The 16,542-nt window shown below is 60.7% G+C and carries 14 protein-coding genes and 1 pseudogene; 8 read left to right on the top strand and 7 right to left on the bottom strand.

Features of this window, described 5'->3' with window-relative positions; genetic code table 11:
• Window positions 1–62: 62 nt before the first annotated feature.
• Entirely contained in the window at window positions 63–287 is a 225-nt protein-coding gene (locus tag ACZ9XP_RS10945; RefSeq protein WP_147688848.1) for a helix-turn-helix domain-containing protein, read from the bottom strand.
• A 358-nt stretch (window positions 288–645) separates the two neighbouring features.
• On the opposite strand from ACZ9XP_RS10945, the gene ACZ9XP_RS10940 reads away from it, so the two are divergent.
• From ACZ9XP_RS10940 to yghU, 4 genes are all read left to right on the top strand, one after another.
• Complete coding sequence (locus tag ACZ9XP_RS10940) at window positions 646–1,701, top strand: RNA methyltransferase (protein WP_147688847.1); 1,056 nt, start codon at window positions 646–648, stop codon at window positions 1,699–1,701.
• A gap of 103 nt (window positions 1,702–1,804) precedes the next feature.
• Complete coding sequence (locus ACZ9XP_RS10935; protein ID WP_147688846.1) at window positions 1,805–2,506, top strand: pirin family protein; 702 nt, start codon at window positions 1,805–1,807, stop codon at window positions 2,504–2,506.
• A 605-nt stretch (window positions 2,507–3,111) separates the two neighbouring features.
• Entirely contained in the window at window positions 3,112–4,269 is a 1,158-nt protein-coding gene (locus ACZ9XP_RS10930; RefSeq protein ID WP_206211463.1) for a GGDEF domain-containing protein, read from the top strand.
• Window positions 4,270–4,410: 141 nt separating this feature from the next.
• Window positions 4,411–5,259 (top strand): glutathione-dependent disulfide-bond oxidoreductase, encoded by an 849-nt coding sequence (yghU, locus tag ACZ9XP_RS10925; RefSeq protein ID WP_465188423.1) that lies wholly within the window; start codon window positions 4,411–4,413, stop codon window positions 5,257–5,259.
• A gap of 65 nt (window positions 5,260–5,324) precedes the next feature.
• Here yghU and ACZ9XP_RS10920 read toward each other — a convergent pair whose 3' ends face one another.
• From ACZ9XP_RS10920 to ACZ9XP_RS10895, 6 genes are all read right to left on the bottom strand, one after another.
• Window positions 5,325–5,825, bottom strand: a complete 501-nt coding sequence (locus ACZ9XP_RS10920; protein WP_147688844.1) for a YajQ family cyclic di-GMP-binding protein — start codon at window positions 5,823–5,825, stop codon at window positions 5,325–5,327.
• A gap of 32 nt (window positions 5,826–5,857) precedes the next feature.
• Window positions 5,858–6,715: a DUF1294 domain-containing protein gene (locus ACZ9XP_RS10915; RefSeq protein WP_465188422.1), complete on the bottom strand. Its 858-nt coding sequence runs from the start codon at window positions 6,713–6,715 to the stop codon at window positions 5,858–5,860.
• Complete coding sequence (locus ACZ9XP_RS10910; RefSeq protein ID WP_147688842.1) at window positions 6,712–6,915, bottom strand: DUF2788 domain-containing protein; 204 nt, start codon at window positions 6,913–6,915, stop codon at window positions 6,712–6,714. Before ACZ9XP_RS10910 ends, ACZ9XP_RS10915 begins: the two co-directional genes overlap by 4 nt.
• A gap of 100 nt (window positions 6,916–7,015) precedes the next feature.
• Window positions 7,016–8,236, bottom strand: coding sequence for an argininosuccinate synthase (locus ACZ9XP_RS10905; protein WP_147688841.1), 1,221 nt, complete (start codon window positions 8,234–8,236; stop codon window positions 7,016–7,018).
• A 28-nt stretch (window positions 8,237–8,264) separates the two neighbouring features.
• Window positions 8,265–9,188, bottom strand: coding sequence for an ornithine carbamoyltransferase (gene argF / locus ACZ9XP_RS10900; protein ID WP_147688840.1), 924 nt, complete (start codon window positions 9,186–9,188; stop codon window positions 8,265–8,267).
• Between the two features lie 332 nt (window positions 9,189–9,520).
• A complete protein-coding gene (locus ACZ9XP_RS10895) occupies window positions 9,521–11,479 on the bottom strand; it encodes an aminotransferase class I/II-fold pyridoxal phosphate-dependent enzyme (RefSeq protein WP_465188421.1) in 1,959 nt (652 codons plus the stop codon).
• Window positions 11,480–11,668: 189 nt separating this feature from the next.
• Here ACZ9XP_RS10895 and dinG point away from each other — a divergent pair, with 189 nt between their 5' ends.
• The 4 genes and pseudogenes from dinG (at window position 11,669) to map (ending at window position 16,473) form a co-directional block, all read left to right on the top strand.
• Window positions 11,669–13,804, top strand: coding sequence for an ATP-dependent DNA helicase DinG (gene dinG / locus ACZ9XP_RS10890; protein WP_465188420.1), 2,136 nt, complete (start codon window positions 11,669–11,671; stop codon window positions 13,802–13,804).
• 170 nt (window positions 13,805–13,974) lie between these two features.
• Window positions 13,975–14,262, top strand: a pseudogene (locus tag ACZ9XP_RS10885) (DUF3579 domain-containing protein); the annotation flags it as partial.
• Between the two features lie 150 nt (window positions 14,263–14,412).
• Window positions 14,413–15,540 (top strand): porin, encoded by a 1,128-nt coding sequence (locus ACZ9XP_RS10880; protein ID WP_465188419.1) that lies wholly within the window; start codon window positions 14,413–14,415, stop codon window positions 15,538–15,540.
• Between the two features lie 132 nt (window positions 15,541–15,672).
• A complete protein-coding gene (gene map, locus ACZ9XP_RS10875; RefSeq protein ID WP_147688835.1) occupies window positions 15,673–16,473 on the top strand; it encodes a type I methionyl aminopeptidase in 801 nt (266 codons plus the stop codon).
• Window positions 16,474–16,542 lie beyond the last annotated feature (69 nt).

Here is a 16,542-nt window from a genome sequence, read left to right as displayed (position 1 = left end):
GTTTTCATTGCCGCTCTACAGCCCCAGGCTGGCTGCTTGGCGGGGCATGCGGCCAACCCTGCTTAGTCGCGGCACCAGCGCTGGCGCAGCAGGGCATCCATGGCCACCAGGTGCGCAGGGCTGAGCGGCAGCTTGCGGCGCGGGGCGGGCCGCTCGGTTTTGCTTTCGTGCAGCCATTTGTAAAACGTGCCGCGCGATATACCGTGCTTGCTGCACAGTACCGATACATTGCGCACGGTTCTGTAGTCGTTCAGCACATCCAGACGCTTTTTATCCGGGTAACACATCAAGCCTCCTCGGGCTGTGGGTTCACTGGCTGGCAGTGACAAGCCGCCGTACCAGTGTGTGGTGTTGAATACTGTTTAAAGTGATATTGGGTTTTTTTGTCTTTCGGCGTATTGCCGCTGCCATCTTTAATAAAATTCGATTACTTTTCAATTGAACGCATTGTAATAAGGGCCTTTTTCATCCGGCTTGATGCAGGTCAAATGACAAAGCCATGATTGCAAGGTGGCCTGGTGCGCAGCATGCCGGGCGTACGGGCACTCGGGGTGCAATTGCCCACCCGGCCACCCCGGCCTTGAGGTACCCTGTGCGCCGTTGCCAACCCTGCGGCCACCGCGCCGCCGCCATACCGAAGCACCCATGCGTATTCAGGACTTACACCAGATGCTGGCCGCCATTGGCGCCCGCCCCTGCCATATCGGCCGTATCAACCGCGCCTGGCTAAAAGGCCTGCCGCTGGATAGCGGCACACGCCACCAGAAAAGCGAACATTACTTCCCCCTGCCGGTGCGCGAGGGCTTGCCTGCCATTAGCGCGCAGGTGGAAGCGCTGGCACGTATCCAGTCACAACACCCCGGCGCCGATGGCTCGCTGCGCTTGCTGGTGGCACTGGCGGATGAACAAAGCGTGGAAAGCGTGCTGCTGCCGCGTGACGGGCTGTGTGTGTCCAGCCAGGTAGGCTGTGCGGTGGGCTGTACCTTTTGCATGACCGGCAAAAGCGGCCTGCTACGCCAGCTGGGCAGCGCCGAAATCGTGGCGCAGGTTGTACTGGCGCGGCGGCTGCGCCCGGTCAAGAAGGTGGTTTTCATGGGCATGGGCGAGCCTGCGCACAACCTGGACAATGTGCTGGAAGCGATCCACTGGCTAGGTACCGACGGCAATATCGGCCACAAGAACCTGGTGCTGTCTACCGTGGGCGACCCGCGGGTGTTCGAGCGCCTGCCGCAGATGCAGGTCAAACCCGCGCTGGCGCTGTCGCTGCACACGACCGATAGCGCCCTGCGTGCACGCCTGCTGCCGCGCGCACCGCGCTACGACCCCGCCGAGCTGGTGGCACTGGGCGACGCCTATGCCCGCCAGGTGGGCTACCCTATCCAGTACCAGTGGACGCTGCTGGCCGGGGTAAACGACAGCCAGCAGGAAATGGACGGCATTATCCGCCTGCTCAAAGGCCGCTTTGGCTTGCTGAACCTGATTCCGTACAACAGTGTAGAAGGCGATCACTACCAGCGCCCGCCCGCCGAGGCGGTGGCCGACATGCGCCGCTACCTGCACAGCCACGGCGTGCTGACCAAGGTACGCGACTCTGCCGGGCAAGACGTGGATGGCGGCTGCGGCCAACTACGCGCCAGGGCGGCCGATATCATCGACCATAGCCGGCTGCTGCGCCGCGCGGGCACAACCAAGCCGGCTTGATACAAGCGGCAGCGCTTCAAAAAAACCGACACAGCCCGTCAGCTTTCTTCGTCATGCGGTGGGCGGCAATGCGTGACAATAAGCCCCTGACCAAGGAGGCATCATGTTGATCAAACGCCCGGCCGCCGAGCGCGGCCATGCACATCACGGCTGGCTGGAGAGCTTCCACAGCTTTTCTTTTGCCGGTTATCACGACCCGGCACACATGGGCTGGGGGAATCTGCGCGTACTGAACGACGACCGCGTGGCTGCCGGTGAAGGCTTTGGCCGCCACCCGCACCGCGATATGGAAATCATCAGCTACGTGCTGGCCGGCGCGCTGGCACACGAAGACAGCCTGGGTAACCGTAGCACCATCCGGCCCGGCGAGGTGCAGCGCATGAGCGCCGGCACTGGCGTACTGCATAGCGAGTTCAACCACGACAGCCACGCTACCACGCACTTTTTGCAGATCTGGCTGTACCCGCACACAAGCGGCATGGCACCCGGCTACGAGCAAAAGACGATCCCGCCGGCCAGCAAACGCGGCCAACTTTGCCTGATTGCCAGCCCGCAGGGCGGTGAGCACGCGGTACAGGTACACGCCGATGCCCGGCTGTATGCCGGCCTGTTTGACGGGCAGGAGCAAGCTACGCTCGCGCTAGACCCGCAGCGCAAAGCGTATGTGCACCTGATAAGCGGCACGCTGCTGGTGAATGGCGAAGTGCTGCACGGTGGCGATGCGCTGAAAGTGGCGGGCGAAAGCCAGCTGCATGTCAGCCAGGGGCAGGCCGCCGAAGTGCTGGTATTCGACCTGGGCGACTAGGGTCTGTTATCACTCATTCTTGCTGAGGCGCAGGCGCGGGAAGCATTGCAATGACAGGCCAAGGGCAATGTGCCGGGCATTTCCCGGCGTAAGCCCGGCAGTGCTGCAGTCAGCGGCTTACCTGGCCCTGTTGCGTGTGGTAAATCTGGCCGCACACGCGCAGCCGGCAGCCTGGCACATGGCCCCACCTCGGCTGGCTGACTTTGCTTTCCGCAGCGGGCGTGTCTGGGCAGATTGCACGCCTCGCACATTTAAAACAAACGATTTATTGATAATTATTTGTTTATATTAGTGACTAAAACCCTGCTTACCATGCCGTGTGGCTTTTTTATTTTCACGGCATACGCCGCGCAGCCTGCCTTGCCTGGTCGACCAGCCAGGCCTGCCTGTGCCTGGGTGCGCACTGGCGAGCAAGCCATTGGAATACATGGCCCTATGGCATTTCTATAGATTAGCGTTGTAAAGCCATGGCCGCATATAATAGTGCTGCGCACGCTCGGCAAGGTCATGCCCCACCGTAGCTGGCACCTATTTCCCCGTGCTTCCATCCCGGTACGCCTGCGTGCGCAGCGTACGAAGCCGTTCTTAGCCAGGACATCATTTCTTTGCATAGCCCCACCCTTGTTGCCATCGCTGCCATCCTGATGGTGCTCATGACGTTCATGCTGCTGGCCGCCTGGCGCCTGAACCCGCACATTCCTGGCCTGAAAGGCTGGACGCTGGCGTTTGGCTGCGGTCTGCTGGTCTGTCTTAACCTGCTGCTGCGTGATAGCGGCCATGAATGGCTGATGGTGATCATGACCCAGCTGTCGTCATTCCTGCTGGCGTGGTTGAACCTGGCAGCGGCACGGCGCTACCTGGGGCGGCGGGCATTACCGGTGCTGGCAGGCGTGGCCGGTGCCGTATCCGTGCTGGCCTGCGCCTTGTACTTCACCCTGCTGGAGGTAAACCAGGGGGCCCGCTTCCTGCTGCAAAGCACTACCGCCGGCTTGCTGTTCTTGATGGCGGCCCGCCAGATGGCCACCGGGGGGGTGCGCGAGTACCCGGCCCGCTACCTGTTTGCTGCCATCAGCGGCAGCCATGGCCTGTTTTTGCTGCTACGCCCCTGGCTGTTCAGGCTGGGGGAGCACGGCATGTTTGATCGCCACGGTACGCTGGTGGTGTCGCACCTGGCGGTGGTGGAATCCATTATTGCTGTCGTGATGCTGGGGTTTAGCGTGGTGATGCTGGCCAACGAGCAGGTAACGCAGGCACTGAAACACATGGCCGACCGCGACCCGCTGACTGGCACCTACAACCGCCGCGCCTTTATGAATATGCTGGAAAAAGCCACGCACTATTCATCCCGGCTGGGTTTCCCGGTATCGGTGCTGCTCATCGACCTGGATCACTTCAAACGTATCAACGACACCTGGGGCCACCAGCGCGGCGACGACGCGCTGCGGCACGTGGTAGGCGTGGCGCACGACTGCCTGCGCGAGGGCGATATTCTGGGCCGCCTGGGGGGCGAGGAGTTTGCCATTGCCCTGCCCAATGCCAACCAGCACGAAGCCGAGCAAATCGCCAGCCGGCTACGCCAGGCCATTGCGGCCCAGCCACTGCAATACGCAGGGGCCCTCCTGCCGCTTACCACCAGTATTGGGGTGGCCGCCTGGCGGGCGCCAGAAAGCCCCGACGGCCTGCTGCACCGCGCCGACGAAGCCATGTACCAGGCCAAGCGCCAAGGGCGCAACTGCGTGGTACTGGCTCCGCAAGCCAGCTAGCACGCGGCCGCTGCACAGTGTGTTCTGCCCTGTTTCAACTGGCCGGGCTTTAATCCGGCCGGGCACGCCCCATCTAAAGGCCATGCCGTGCGCACGCGGCCAACCTTACGCTGCCCCGCGCAGCCAGATACGGAGCGTTTCATGAGCGACACCACCCCGCAGTACACCCCGCCACGCATCTGGGAATGGAAACAGGCCAACGGTGGCCAGTTTGCCAATATCAACCGCCCCATTGCCGGCGCTACGCATGATCAGCCCCTGCCGCGTGGCGCGCACCCGCTGCAGCTGTATTCGCTGGCTACCCCCAACGGCGTAAAAGTCACCATCCTGCTGGAAGAGCTGCTGGCGCTGGGCCACACCGGCGCCGAGTACGATGCCTGGCTGATCCGCATTCAGGAAGGCGACCAGTTTGGCAGCGGCTTTGTCGGCGTAAACCCGAACAGCAAGATTCCGGCGCTGATGGACTACAGCGGCGAGGCGCCGGTGCGCGTGTTTGAGTCCGGCTCCATCCTGTTGTACCTGGCCGAAAAGTTTGGTGCGCTGCTGCCGCAGGACATTACCAGCCGCACCGAAACGCTGAACTGGCTGTTCTGGCAAATGGGCAGTGCGCCCTATCTGGGCGGTGGCTTTGGTCATTTTTACCAGTACGCGCCGGTAAAAATCGAATACGCCATCGACCGCTTCAGCATGGAAGCCAAGCGCCAGCTGGACGTGCTGAACCGCCGCCTGGCAGATAGCCCTTATCTGGGTGGCAGCAGCTACAGCATTGCCGATATCGCGGTATGGCCGTGGTACGGTGCGCTGGTACTGGGCCAGCTGTACGGCGCGGCCGAGTTCCTGCAAGTAGACGACTACCCGCATGTACAACGCTGGGCCCGCGAGATTGCCGAACGCCCTGCCGTGCAGCGCGGCCGCCGCGTTAACCGCACCTGGGGTGACGAGGCCGAGCAGCTCGCCGAGCGCCATAGCGCTGCCGACCTGGACCGCTAAGCGCCAAAAGCACAAGGCCGCTGCATCTGCAGCGGCCTTGTGCTTTTACGCCAGCAACAACGCGCTTAGTCGCGGAAGTTGTTGAACTGCAGCGGAAAGCCGTTTTCCATATCGCCGGCAATTTCCTTGCGCATCAGCGCAATCACGTCTTGCAGCATGTCGCGCTTGGCACCCGATACGCGCACCGCCTCACCCTGGATGCTGGCCTGTACTTTCAGCTTGCTGTCCTTGATGAGCTTGACGATTTTTTTCGCCAGGTCGGTTTCCAAGCCTTCTTTCACGGTAATGGTTTTCTTGACCTTGTTACCGCTGACTTTTTCCAGCTTGCCGTATTCCATGCAGCGCACGTCTACGCCACGCTTGGCCAGCTTGGCCACCAGAATGTCGTTAACCTGGTCCAGCTGAAACTCGCTGTCTGCAAACAGGGTCAGCGTCTTGTCGCCGGTTTCGATACGGGCATCGCTACCCTTGAAGTCATAGCGGGTGGACACTTCCTTGTTGGATTGGTCTACCGCGTTGCGTACTTCGATTTTGTCCACTTCGGACACAATGTCAAACGATGGCATATCGCCCTTCCTTTCGTGTTATGGCGCGTATTTTAGCCCAAGTTGGCCGCAGGCTGTGCGCCCAGCACAGCGAAAGCCCCGTAGTACAGCAAGCTACCCAATGCTGCCACGTTCAGCAGCACGGTTAGCCAGTACAGGCGGCGAAAAGACGGCTTGGTGGACTTGTGATTGAACACATACTGCGCCAGCGCCGCACCCGGCCAACCACCCAGCAGGGCCAGCACGTGTAGTGTGCTTTCCGGGGTGCGCCACTGCTGGCGCTGGGCAGCGTGTTTATCGCGGCCGTAAGCCAGAAACAGCAGCACGCTCAGCAGGCCATACTCTGCCAGCATCCCGGTGGGCAGCCTGCCCGCCTGCCACAATGCGGCCAACATCAGCACCATCACCAGCGCAGGCCACGGCCGCGGGCGGCGGTCCGGCTTGAGGCTGGCCAGCACGTGCAGGCCGGGCAGCGCCGCGTAGTTGGCCCACACGGCCACCAGCTTGCCCAGCTCGTTATGGCCCGCCTTGTAATACACCTCGTCGCCGGCTACCGGCCGCCTGGGCGATACCGGAAACGCCGACACGTGCACAAACAGCGACTGGCCGTCTGCCGTGCCGATAAACCCGAACCCACGGCTATCGTCCCAGCGCAGCAGCGTGCCTTTATGGCGAATGCTGGCAGCCTGCCTGGCGGTGGCTACCTGCGCCCACACTGCCTGTGGCCGGCCGTCGCGCCCTGGCCCGGCGCGGTAGTGCACCGGGTCGCCCGCTACTGGCAGCACACCATCGGCAAACACGCTGGCGTGGGCAAACAGCCGGCTACCATCGGCCTGGCGGATAAAGCCGAAGCCGCGCGCCGCGTCCCAGCTGGCCAGCGCGCCTTCACGTGTTGTTTGCGGCGTGCTCATTTCAGCAGCATGAACTCCACCAGCACGTTCTTGAACACAAAACCCACCACGCCGACGCCCAGCACAACGAACAGGGCAATCATGCCGGTTTTGCCGGCATTGGATTTCTTGCCCAGGTCGTAAATGATGAAGCCCATGAAAATGATCAGGCCGGTCAGCAGGATACCCATGGACCAGTTGGTAAATTGTTCTTCGCTCATGATGTCTTTGCGCTAAAAGGTTGGCCGCCATTATAGAAGCGACAACAAAAAACCGCACCCCGTGGGGTGCGGTCTGGCTGTATCACTTCGTTGCAACAGCTTACTTGTTCAAGCGGCCGGCAATGCGCATGCGCAGTGCGTTCAGCTTGATGAAGCCGCCAGCGTCGGCCTGGTTGTAAGCACCGCCGTCGTCGTCGAAGGTGGCGATGTTCATATCGAACAGCGAGTTGGTTTTGGAGTCGCGGCTCACCACGATCACATTGCCCTTGTACAGCTTCAGGCGTACCCAGCCGTTTACGGTTTGCTGGGTGTAGTCGATCAGGGTTTGCAGCGCCTTGCGCTCCGGTGCCCACCAGTAGCCGTTGTAGATCAGGCTGGCGTAGCGTGGCATCAGGTCATCTTTCAGGTGGGCTACTTCGCGGTCCAGGGTGATGGACTCGATCGCGCGGTGCGCCTTCAGGATGATGGTACCGCCCGGGGTTTCGTAGCAGCCGCGGGACTTCATGCCCACGTAGCGGTTTTCCACCAGATCCAGGCGGCCGATGCCGTGCTTGCCGCCCAGCTCGTTCAGCTTGGCCAGCACTTCGTGGGCAGCCAGGCGTACGCCGTTCAGCGCCACGATGTCGCCTTTTTCGAACTCTACGTCCAGGTATTCGGCTTCATCCGGTGCCGCTTCTGGCGACACGGTCCAGCGCCACATGGCTTCTTCGGCCTCGGCGGACGGGTTTTCCAGATGGCGGCCTTCGAAGGAAATGTGCAGCAGGTTGGCGTCCATGGAGTATGGCGCGCCACCGTTCTTGTGCTTCATATCCACCGGAATGCCGTTTTTCTCGGCGTAGGCCAGCAGTTTTTCGCGGGACAGCAGGTCCCACTCGCGCCACGGGGCAATCACTTTGACGTCCGGCTTCAGGCCGTAGTAGCCCAGCTCGAAGCGCACCTGGTCGTTACCCTTGCCTGTAGCACCGTGCGATACCGCGTCGGCACCGGTCAGGTTGGCGATTTCGATCTGGCGTTTGGCGATCAGCGGGCGCGCAATGGAGGTGCCCAGCAGGTATTCGCCTTCGTAAATGGTGTTGGCGCGGAACATCGGGAACACGAAGTCGCGTACAAACTCTTCGCGCAGGTCGTCGATGAAGATGTTCTCCGGCTTGATGCCGAACTGCAGCGCCTTCTGGCGTGCCGGCTCCAGCTCTTCGCCCTGGCCCAGGTCGGCGGTGAAGGTCACCACTTCGCATTGATAGGTGTCTTGCAACCACTTCAGGATCACCGAAGTATCCAGGCCACCGGAATAGGCCAATACCACTTTATTGATGTCTGCCATCGTCTTCTCTCTCAGTCTACAAGCCGGGTCAGTCGTGTACACGACCCAGCATCAGGTATTCAATCAGGGCTTTCTGGGCATGCATGCGGTTTTCTGCTTCGTCCCATACCACGCTTTGCGGGCCGTCAATCACCTCGGCAGCCACTTCTTCGCCACGGTGGGCCGGCAGGCAGTGCATGAACAGCGCATCCGGCTTGGCTTGCTTCATCAGTGCTTCGCTCACCATATAGCCTTCAAACGCTTCACGACGTGCTTCTGCTTCGCCTTCGAAACCCATGCTGGTAAACACATCGGTGGTCACCAGGTCGGCGCCGGCCACGGCAGAGGCCGGGTTGTGGAAGGCTTCGAAACAGTCGCTGTCGTAGTGCTGGCCGTCCAGCACCTGCAGTTCGTAGCCTACCGGGGTGGCGATTTTCAGCTTGAAGCCCAGCAGCTTGGCGGCTTGCAGCCAGGTACGGGCCATATTGTTGCCATCGCCAATCCAGGCCACGGTCTTGCCCGCAATACTGCCACGGTGTTCGATATAGGTCAGGATGTCGGCCAGAATCTGGCACGGGTGGTATTCGTTGGTCAGGCCGTTAATCACCGGCACGCGGGAAAACGCGGCCAACCTTTCCACCATGTTTTGCTCGAACGTGCGGATCATGATGATGTCCGCCATGCGCGACAGCACGCGGGCGGTATCTTCTACCGGTTCGCCGCGGCCGATCTGCGAGCTTTTGCCGTCCAGAAACATGGCGTGGCCGCCCAGCTGGGACATGCCGGCTTCAAACGATACGCGGGTACGCGTGGAGTTCTTTTCGAAGATCATGGTCATCACCCGGCCTACCAGGGGGCGGTACAGCTCGCCGGACACCTGTCGTCGCTTCAGTACCTGTGCTCGCTCGAAGATGTGCTGGTACTCCGCGGCGGAAAGGTCTGTGAACTGGAGAAAGTGTTTGGGCTGCTTCATATCGGGTTCCGAAAAAAATTAATGCCACGGCGCTGTGAAAACGTGGCGTTTTCATGCGCGGCGGCACATTACTACACGCAAACCATCTGTCATCGGGTTGATCAACGCAATTTTGTTCATGATGAATTCATGATTTACAAAATTGCGACATGGTTATATGTATACGAAATCCACATTGGTGACAAGCCCAAGCCGGTTTCAAACAGCCACCATCCGGCAATAAAAACGCCGATACGCTGCAAGATCAATCACTTGCAGCGTACCGGCATTTTTTCAGGCTTTTAGCGAAGCGGCACAGCTGTTTAACAAAACGCTAAGCGCTGGCCATAAGGTCAGTTGAACCAGGCGCGGCTAGGCAGCCCCGCCAGCTCGTCGCCCCGCAGCACCCGCACGCAGAACTCGCCCCCCTCCTCGGCCAGGCCGTGTATTTCTATGCTCTTTTGCGTTTTCAGCAGCCGCGCCATATACGCCACGATATTGGCCTCGATCACCTGCCCCGGCACCAGCACCGGGATACCCGGCGGGTACGGCACGATCTGGTCGCAACACACTCGGCCGGTCAGCGCAGCGTTGGGCAAACCGTCGTCGTCCAGCAGCGGCAGGCGCTCGCCCGCCTCGTAAAACGCGTCACGCGGCAGGCAGGCCAGGCGCGAGAAGCCGGGGATTTCCGGCATCTTGCCCAGCGCACGCGGCGGGCGCTGCTCTTTGGCCAGGCGCAGCAGCGCGTCAAACAGGCGCGACATCTTGCTGCGCGTGGTGCCTACGGTTAGCAGCAGGGTAATGGTATTGAAGGTGGATTTTTCGATCTGGATATTGAAGCGCTCGAACAAGGCGCGCTGCAGCTCGTCGGCGGAGTAGCCGCTTTGCGAAATATCCACCGTCAGCTTGGTGGGGTCCAGCTGCACATCGTCGCCGCGCACCGACTCCGGCAGCAGGTCGTCCAGCTCCAGCACGCGGAAGGCACCGGTGGAGTTGATCTTCTGCCGCAGCTCCTGCGCCAGCTTCAGTGCACGATCCAGCAGGCGGAAGCCCTCGGTCACCGCCTGCTTGCGTGCCACGTCCAGGCTGGCAATCAGGTTGTATTGCGGGCTGGTGGAGGTGTGCATATTGAAGTTTTCGCGGAACAGGTGCTCGTCAAACGTGGGGTCGTTCACGTGGATCATGCTGGCTTGCGAAAAGGCCGACAGGATCTTGTGCGTGCTCTGGGTTACGTAGTCGGCGCCGGATTCCAGCGCGGTGGGGCGGAAAGCGTGGTGGAAGCGTGCGTGGCCGTACCAGGCCTCGTCCACGATCACCTTGATACCGGCGGCGTGCGCCGCTTCGATGATGGGCTTCAGGTCGTAGCGCAGGCCGTCGTAAGTGCAGCTGGTCAGAATCAGTACGCGGGCATCAGGGTTGGCCGCAATGGCGTCGAAAATGACCTGCTTGGGCACCGGGCCGAAAATACCGTACTGGCGATTCACCGACGAATCCAGGTACACCGGCTGCGCACCGGACAAAATCACGCCGTGGTGCACGGATTTGTGGCAGTTGCGGTCCAGCAGCAGCTTGTCGCCCGGCGCCAGCAGGGTCTGGAAGATCACCTTGTTCGAGGTAGAGGTACCGTTGGTGGCAAAGTAGGTTTTGCGAGCGCCAAACGCTTTGGCGGCCAGGGTTTGCGCCTCGGCAATCACCCCGGTGGGGTGCAGCAGTGAATCCAGCATGGGTACCGATACCGACAGGTCGGCGCGCAGCATTTCTTCGCCGACAAAATCGTAAAAATCGCCCACCCACGGGCTGCCTTTGAGCGAGTCGCCACCGGCGTGGCCCGGCGTGTGCCACGAATCCTTGGCCATGCGTACGTATTGCTTGAGCTTGTCGTAAAACGGCGTGGCGGCTTTTTCGCCCATTTCGGCCGCCAGAATACGGAACCAGCCGTTGAAATCGCGCTCGTCACGGTAGAAGTAGCCGTCAATGGCGTGGCTGGCCAGCTCTTCCATCAGCACTTTTTCGTCGTCATCCTGCAGCAGGATGTACAAGGACAGCTCGGGGCGCAGCCGGTTGATCTGGTTGGCCAGCTGAACCGCCGGCTGGGTAGCGCCCTTCTCTTTCAGGCCTTTGTCTACCAGCACGATCTGCACTTCGCCGTCGCTACCGGCACGCGCCAGCGCGTCGCTGCTGCGGCCAACCCCTTCAAAACACAGGCCAAACGGGTTGGCCATCTTGGCCGCCACCGCAGCCAGCTCGGCCAGTACATTAGCCTGCCAGGCGGCATCATCGCTTACCACCAATACTCTGCTCACCGGATTCATCGGTGCTCTCCTCTGGATACAGCGTGTTTTTATGATGTCTGTCGTACTGTTATTGCCGCGGCACGGTGCGGCTTTGTTTGACGCTATCGTAAGCACAGCACGGCCACAATGTCATGCTGCAGGCGCAAAACTGCATGGTCGATGTCGCCTTAGCAGCAGGGGGGGCGCCAATCCGTTACAATGCCGCCCATGCTGACCGACATCGAAAAAAACCTGCTGCGCGACCACTATCGTGCCATCTCCGAAAACCTGCCCGGCTTCCGCCCGCGCGCGGCGCAACGCCGCATGCTGGCCGAAATCGCCAATGCCTTTGGCCGCTGCAGCATGCCGCCCACGGACAGCGAGCAGGAACCGGAAGACAATAGCGGTGACAGTATCGTGGTCGTCGAGGGCCCTACCGGTGTCGGCAAAAGCCTGGCCTACTTGCTGGCCGGCGGCGTGATGGCCAAGTCGCGCGGCAAAAAGCTGGTGGTGACCAGTGCCACCATTGCCCTGCAAGAACAGCTGGTCAACCGTGACCTGCCCTTTGTCATCGAAAAAAGCGGCCTGCCGCTCACCTTTGCGCTGGCCAAAGGCCGTGGCCGCTACCTGTGCCCTTACCGCCTGTACCAATTGACAGCCGACACCGCCCAGGGCGAGCTGCTGGCCATGGACCCGAGCATGGCGCTGTGGGAACGCAAGCCCGAACAGGCCGAGATCGACGCCCTGCGCGAGCTGGCCGACGCGTTTTACTACCGCCGCTGGAACGGCGACCGCGACACCTGGGCCGAAAACATCCAGGACGATCTGTGGCGCCGCGTCACCAACGACCGCCACGGCTGCCTGAAAGCCGGCTGCCCCAACCGCGCCGAATGCCCGTTCTACCTGGCGCGCGACACGCTGGAGAACGTCGACGTGGTAGTGGCCAACCACGATCTGATGCTGGCCGATGTCTCCATGGGCGGCGGCGTGATTCTGCCCGCGCCGGAACAAAGCCTGTACTGCATCGACGAGGCGCATCACCTGGCCAAAAAGGCGGTAAACCAGTTTGCCGCCGAGCACAGCCTGGCCCAGGCCATGGCCTGGCTGGACAAAGTGCCGGCGCTGGCCACCCGCGTGCAAACGCTGATAGATAAACCCGAGCTGTGCGCCAACGCTATGGACGCCGCCGGCGCCTGCATGGAAAGCCTCACCGAATGGCTGTGGCTGCTGCAGGGTGTCACCGAGCTGGAAGCCAGTAGCGACAACCTGGAGCCCAGCTGGCTGGTAGAAGACGGCGTGCTGCCGGAGCACATGAAGATCCCTGCGGCCAACATGGCGCTATCGGCCCGCGCGCTGTACAAAAACCTTACCGGCATGGCCGACGCCATCGGCGCGCTGCGCAAGGACAAACAGCAAGACGCCGTGCTGCTGGACAAGCTGAACTCGGATGCCGGCTTCTTTGTGGGCAAGGTCGAGCCGCTAGTGGCCCTGTGGGACCTGTACGAGCGCGAGCCGGACGAAAACGCCCCGCCCATCGCCAAATGGGTAACCCGCCGCGCGGATGGCAAGGGCGACTATATTTTCTCGGCCTCGCCAGTCAGTGCTGCCGGCAGCCTGGCGGCCAACCTGTGGCGGCGCGCCTCTGGCGCCCTGCTCACCTCGGCCACGCTGCGCTCGCTGGGCAATTTTGATTTGCTGCTGTCGCAAACCGGCCTGAAGTGGCTGCCGGATGTGCAATGCGTGGCGCTGGATTCACCGTTCAATTTCAGTGAACAAGGCGAGCTTTATTTGCCGCCGCTGCACGCCACGCCCAAAGACCCGGCCGCCCATACCCGCGAAATCATCGAATGGCTGCCGCGCCTGATCGACCTGACCCAGCCGCTGGGCACGCTGGTGCTGTTTACGTCGCGCCGCCAGATGCAGGAAGTAGCAGAAGGCGTGCCCGCCGAGCTGCGCCAATGCGTGCAGATGCAAGGCGAGCTGCCCAAGGCCGTGCTACTGGCCAACCACTACGCCGCGCTGAAAGAACAGCGCCCCAGCGTGCTGTTCGGCCTGGACTCGTTTTCCGAAGGGCTCGATTTGCCCGGCGAAGCCTGCGTACACGTGATTATTGCCAAGCTGCCATTTGCCATGCCGGACGACCCGGTTGGCCGCACCCTGTCACGTTGGATAGAAAAACGCGGTGGCAACCCGTTCATCGAGCTGACCGTGCCCGAAGCGTCCATCAAGCTGGTACAGGCCGTAGGCCGCCTGATCCGCACGGAAAGCGACTACGGCCGGGTGACGATTCTGGACAACCGCATTGTGCGCCAGCAGTACGGTAAACGGCTGCTAGCCTCACTGCCAGCATTTCGCCGCCTGTAACATTAGGGAAAACCGCTTGCGCAATGTATTGCTAAAACGTGATGCACAAGCGATTTTAGGCTAGAATTAGGGTCAACCCGAATGACCTGCCAGGCAATACCATGCCCTTTTCAATAAAGCAGGCTACGGGCTGAGACCACACCCACAAGAACAAGCGCCCGGTTAAAGCCATGATCTGCAACCCGTATGAAATCGTAATACAAGGCCTCACCTCTGAAGGCCGTACCTTCCGCCCCAGCGACTGGGCAGAGCGCCTGGCCGGCATTCTGGCGTCGTTCGGCGACGATCAAAAACTGGCCTATCACCAGTTTGTGCGCCCCATGATGCTGGACAATGTCCGCTGCGTGGCCGTGGACAAAAAGCTGGAAAAAATCCAGCCGCCGGTTTACCGCTTCCTGATGGACTTCGCCAAAGACAACGATCTGCGCATCGTAGACTGCCGCACCCTGATCGACGAAGTCTACCCCAACCAGTTTCTGGCCTGATTGATTCAGATTAACTGAACGTTAATCAGGCTGTCACTGCCAGCTCATTGCAGTGCAACATTTCAAAAGCACAATTGCCCCGTTTTCAAAAAACACCCGACACACGGGATAACGGAGCATTAAATGCAAAAGAAACTGCTTGCCAGCCTGATCACACTCTCCCTCACCTCTTTCGCAGCCCACGCCGAGATTACTTGGTACGGCTTTCTGAGCGCCGGTGTTGAATCGGTCAAAGCCTCGGGCAACGGCGACTTCAAAAAAGACGTACCGAGCACCGGCCGCGTGACTGACCAAGGCTCCCGCCTGGGTGTAAAGGGCTCGACCAAAGTAGACGATGACGTTACCGTCTACGGCCAGATCGAAACCAGCCTGCGCGGCTTTGACCAGGCAGGTACCAACGACAAAGGCGAAAGCGCCACCCTGGCTAGCCGTAACTCCTTTGTGGGCATTGGCGGCGGTTTCGGCAAGATCGAACTGGGCCAGAAAGACTCTGCTTACAAAGCCCTGACCGACATCGGCCTGGACATCATGTCCAACACCACTGCCAGCAACCACGGCAGCAGCAATACCTTTTCCCGCGGCGATGCCCGCCTGAAAAACAGTGTGCACTATCTGGCACCGAACCTGTCCGGCCTGGACCTGGGCTTGTCGTACGGCTTTGACGAGGCCCGTACCCTGGCAACCGATGGCAGCCGTCAGAAGAACGACCGTTTCTCGCTGGCAGGCAAGTACAAAACCGGCGACCTGCAACTGGCCGCCGGCTATGACCGCCAAGGCAGCAAAAACGACAGTGGCAACACCACAAAAGAACTGAACAGCACGGTGTACACCAAACTGGTGGCCAGCTATGCACTGCCAGGTGGCACCTTCATCGGCGCCGGTTTTGAGCAAGCCAAGATGGACTACGCCACCGGCAAAGACCCAAAACAAACCTTCACGACCGTGGCACTGGGCCAGACCCTTGGCAAAACCACTATCCGCGCTTCGTACACCACCATGGGTGCCCTGAAAAACGCGCGCAGCGGCCAGGAAGGCGATTACAAAGCCAAACAGTGGGTAATCGGCGCAACTTACGATATCTACAAGCAAACCCAGCTGTACGCTTACGCCACCAAGATCAAAAACGAAAAGTCGCAGAACGCTAACCTGGGCAACCCGGTTTACGACACCGCACTGGGCACCAGCTCCGCCAGCCTGACCAAGGGCAACGACCCGCAAGCCTTCGGCGCTGGCATCCGCTACACCTTCTAATACAGACTGCTTTTATCGCCATAAGCAGCGGGCACTTCGGTGCCCGCTTTTTCTTGCCCTCACACCGCGCCCCGTTTACCGGCAGGATTTGCTAACATACTGCGTTGACACATCAAACGACCCCACCCAGCAATGTCCATTGTTATCAAAAACCAGCAAGACATCGAAAAAATGCGCATCGCCGGCCGCCTGGCTGCCGAAGTGCTGGACTACATCACCCCGTTCGTAAAACCGGGCGTGACTACCGAAGAGCTGGACAAGCTCTGCCATGACTACATGGTGAACGTACAAGGCACCATCCCTGCCCCGCTGAACTACGCACCGGATGGTACCAACCCGTACCCGAAATCCATCTGCACCTCGATCAACCACGTGATCTGCCATGGCATTCCCGATAACAAGCCGCTGAAAAAAGGCGATATCGTGAACCTGGACATCACCGTGATCAAGGACGGCTACCACGGCGATAACAGCCGCATGTACTACGTAGGCGAGGTCAGCGAGTTTGCCCGCCGCCTGTGCAAGGTAACCTACGAGTGCATGTGGAAAGGCATCGAAAAAGTCAAACCGGGCGCTCGCCTGGGCGATATCGGCTACGCCATCCAGCGCCACGCCGAAGCTGCCGGCTACAGCGTGGTGCAGGAGTTCTGCGGCCACGGCATTGGCACCAAGTTCCACGAAGAGCCACAGATACTGCACTACGGCCAACCCGGCACCGGCCTGGAAATCAAGGAAGGCATGATTTTCACCATCGAACCGATGATCAACCAAGGCAAGCGCCACCTGCGCCTGCTGGCCGACGGCTGGACCGTGGTCACAAAAGACCGCAGCCTGTCCGCGCAGTGGGAACACACCATTCTGGTAACGGCAACCGGCTACGAGATCCTGACCACCTCGGACGGCACGCCACCCAAGCCAGTGTGGAAGCAATAATATCCCGCCATGCCATGAAAAACCCCGCTACGCATAGCGGGGTTTTATTTTGCGGCCAAGCTTGGCAGT

It is taken from the genome of Vogesella perlucida (genome assembly GCF_979366545.1).
The sequence above is the reverse complement of the archived record's forward strand: the minus strand, read 5'-3'. Positions and strand labels throughout refer to the sequence as shown.

What these genes read in the sequence shown, in the direction of transcription:
- ACZ9XP_RS10945 (WP_147688848.1), bottom strand. Translation starts at nt 287, where the DNA reads ATGTGTTACCCGGATAAAAAGCGTCTGGATGTGCTGAACGACTACAGA.
- ACZ9XP_RS10940 (WP_147688847.1), top strand. Translation starts at nt 646, where the DNA reads ATGCGTATTCAGGACTTACACCAGATGCTGGCCGCCATTGGCGCCCGC.
- ACZ9XP_RS10935 (WP_147688846.1), top strand. Translation starts at nt 1,805, where the DNA reads ATGTTGATCAAACGCCCGGCCGCCGAGCGCGGCCATGCACATCACGGC.
- yghU (WP_465188423.1), top strand. Translation starts at nt 4,411, where the DNA reads ATGAGCGACACCACCCCGCAGTACACCCCGCCACGCATCTGGGAATGG.
- ACZ9XP_RS10920 (WP_147688844.1), bottom strand. Translation starts at nt 5,825, where the DNA reads ATGCCATCGTTTGACATTGTGTCCGAAGTGGACAAAATCGAAGTACGC.
- ACZ9XP_RS10915 (WP_465188422.1), bottom strand. Translation starts at nt 6,715, where the DNA reads ATGAGCACGCCGCAAACAACACGTGAAGGCGCGCTGGCCAGCTGGGAC.
- ACZ9XP_RS10910 (WP_147688842.1), bottom strand. Translation starts at nt 6,915, where the DNA reads ATGAGCGAAGAACAATTTACCAACTGGTCCATGGGTATCCTGCTGACC.
- ACZ9XP_RS10905 (WP_147688841.1), bottom strand. Translation starts at nt 8,236, where the DNA reads ATGGCAGACATCAATAAAGTGGTATTGGCCTATTCCGGTGGCCTGGAT.
- argF (WP_147688840.1), bottom strand. Translation starts at nt 9,188, where the DNA reads ATGAAGCAGCCCAAACACTTTCTCCAGTTCACAGACCTTTCCGCCGCG.
- ACZ9XP_RS10895 (WP_465188421.1), bottom strand. Translation starts at nt 11,479, where the DNA reads ATGAATCCGGTGAGCAGAGTATTGGTGGTAAGCGATGATGCCGCCTGG.
- dinG (WP_465188420.1), top strand. Translation starts at nt 11,669, where the DNA reads ATGCTGACCGACATCGAAAAAAACCTGCTGCGCGACCACTATCGTGCC.
- ACZ9XP_RS10880 (WP_465188419.1), top strand. Translation starts at nt 14,413, where the DNA reads ATGCAAAAGAAACTGCTTGCCAGCCTGATCACACTCTCCCTCACCTCT.
- map (WP_147688835.1), top strand. Translation starts at nt 15,673, where the DNA reads ATGTCCATTGTTATCAAAAACCAGCAAGACATCGAAAAAATGCGCATC.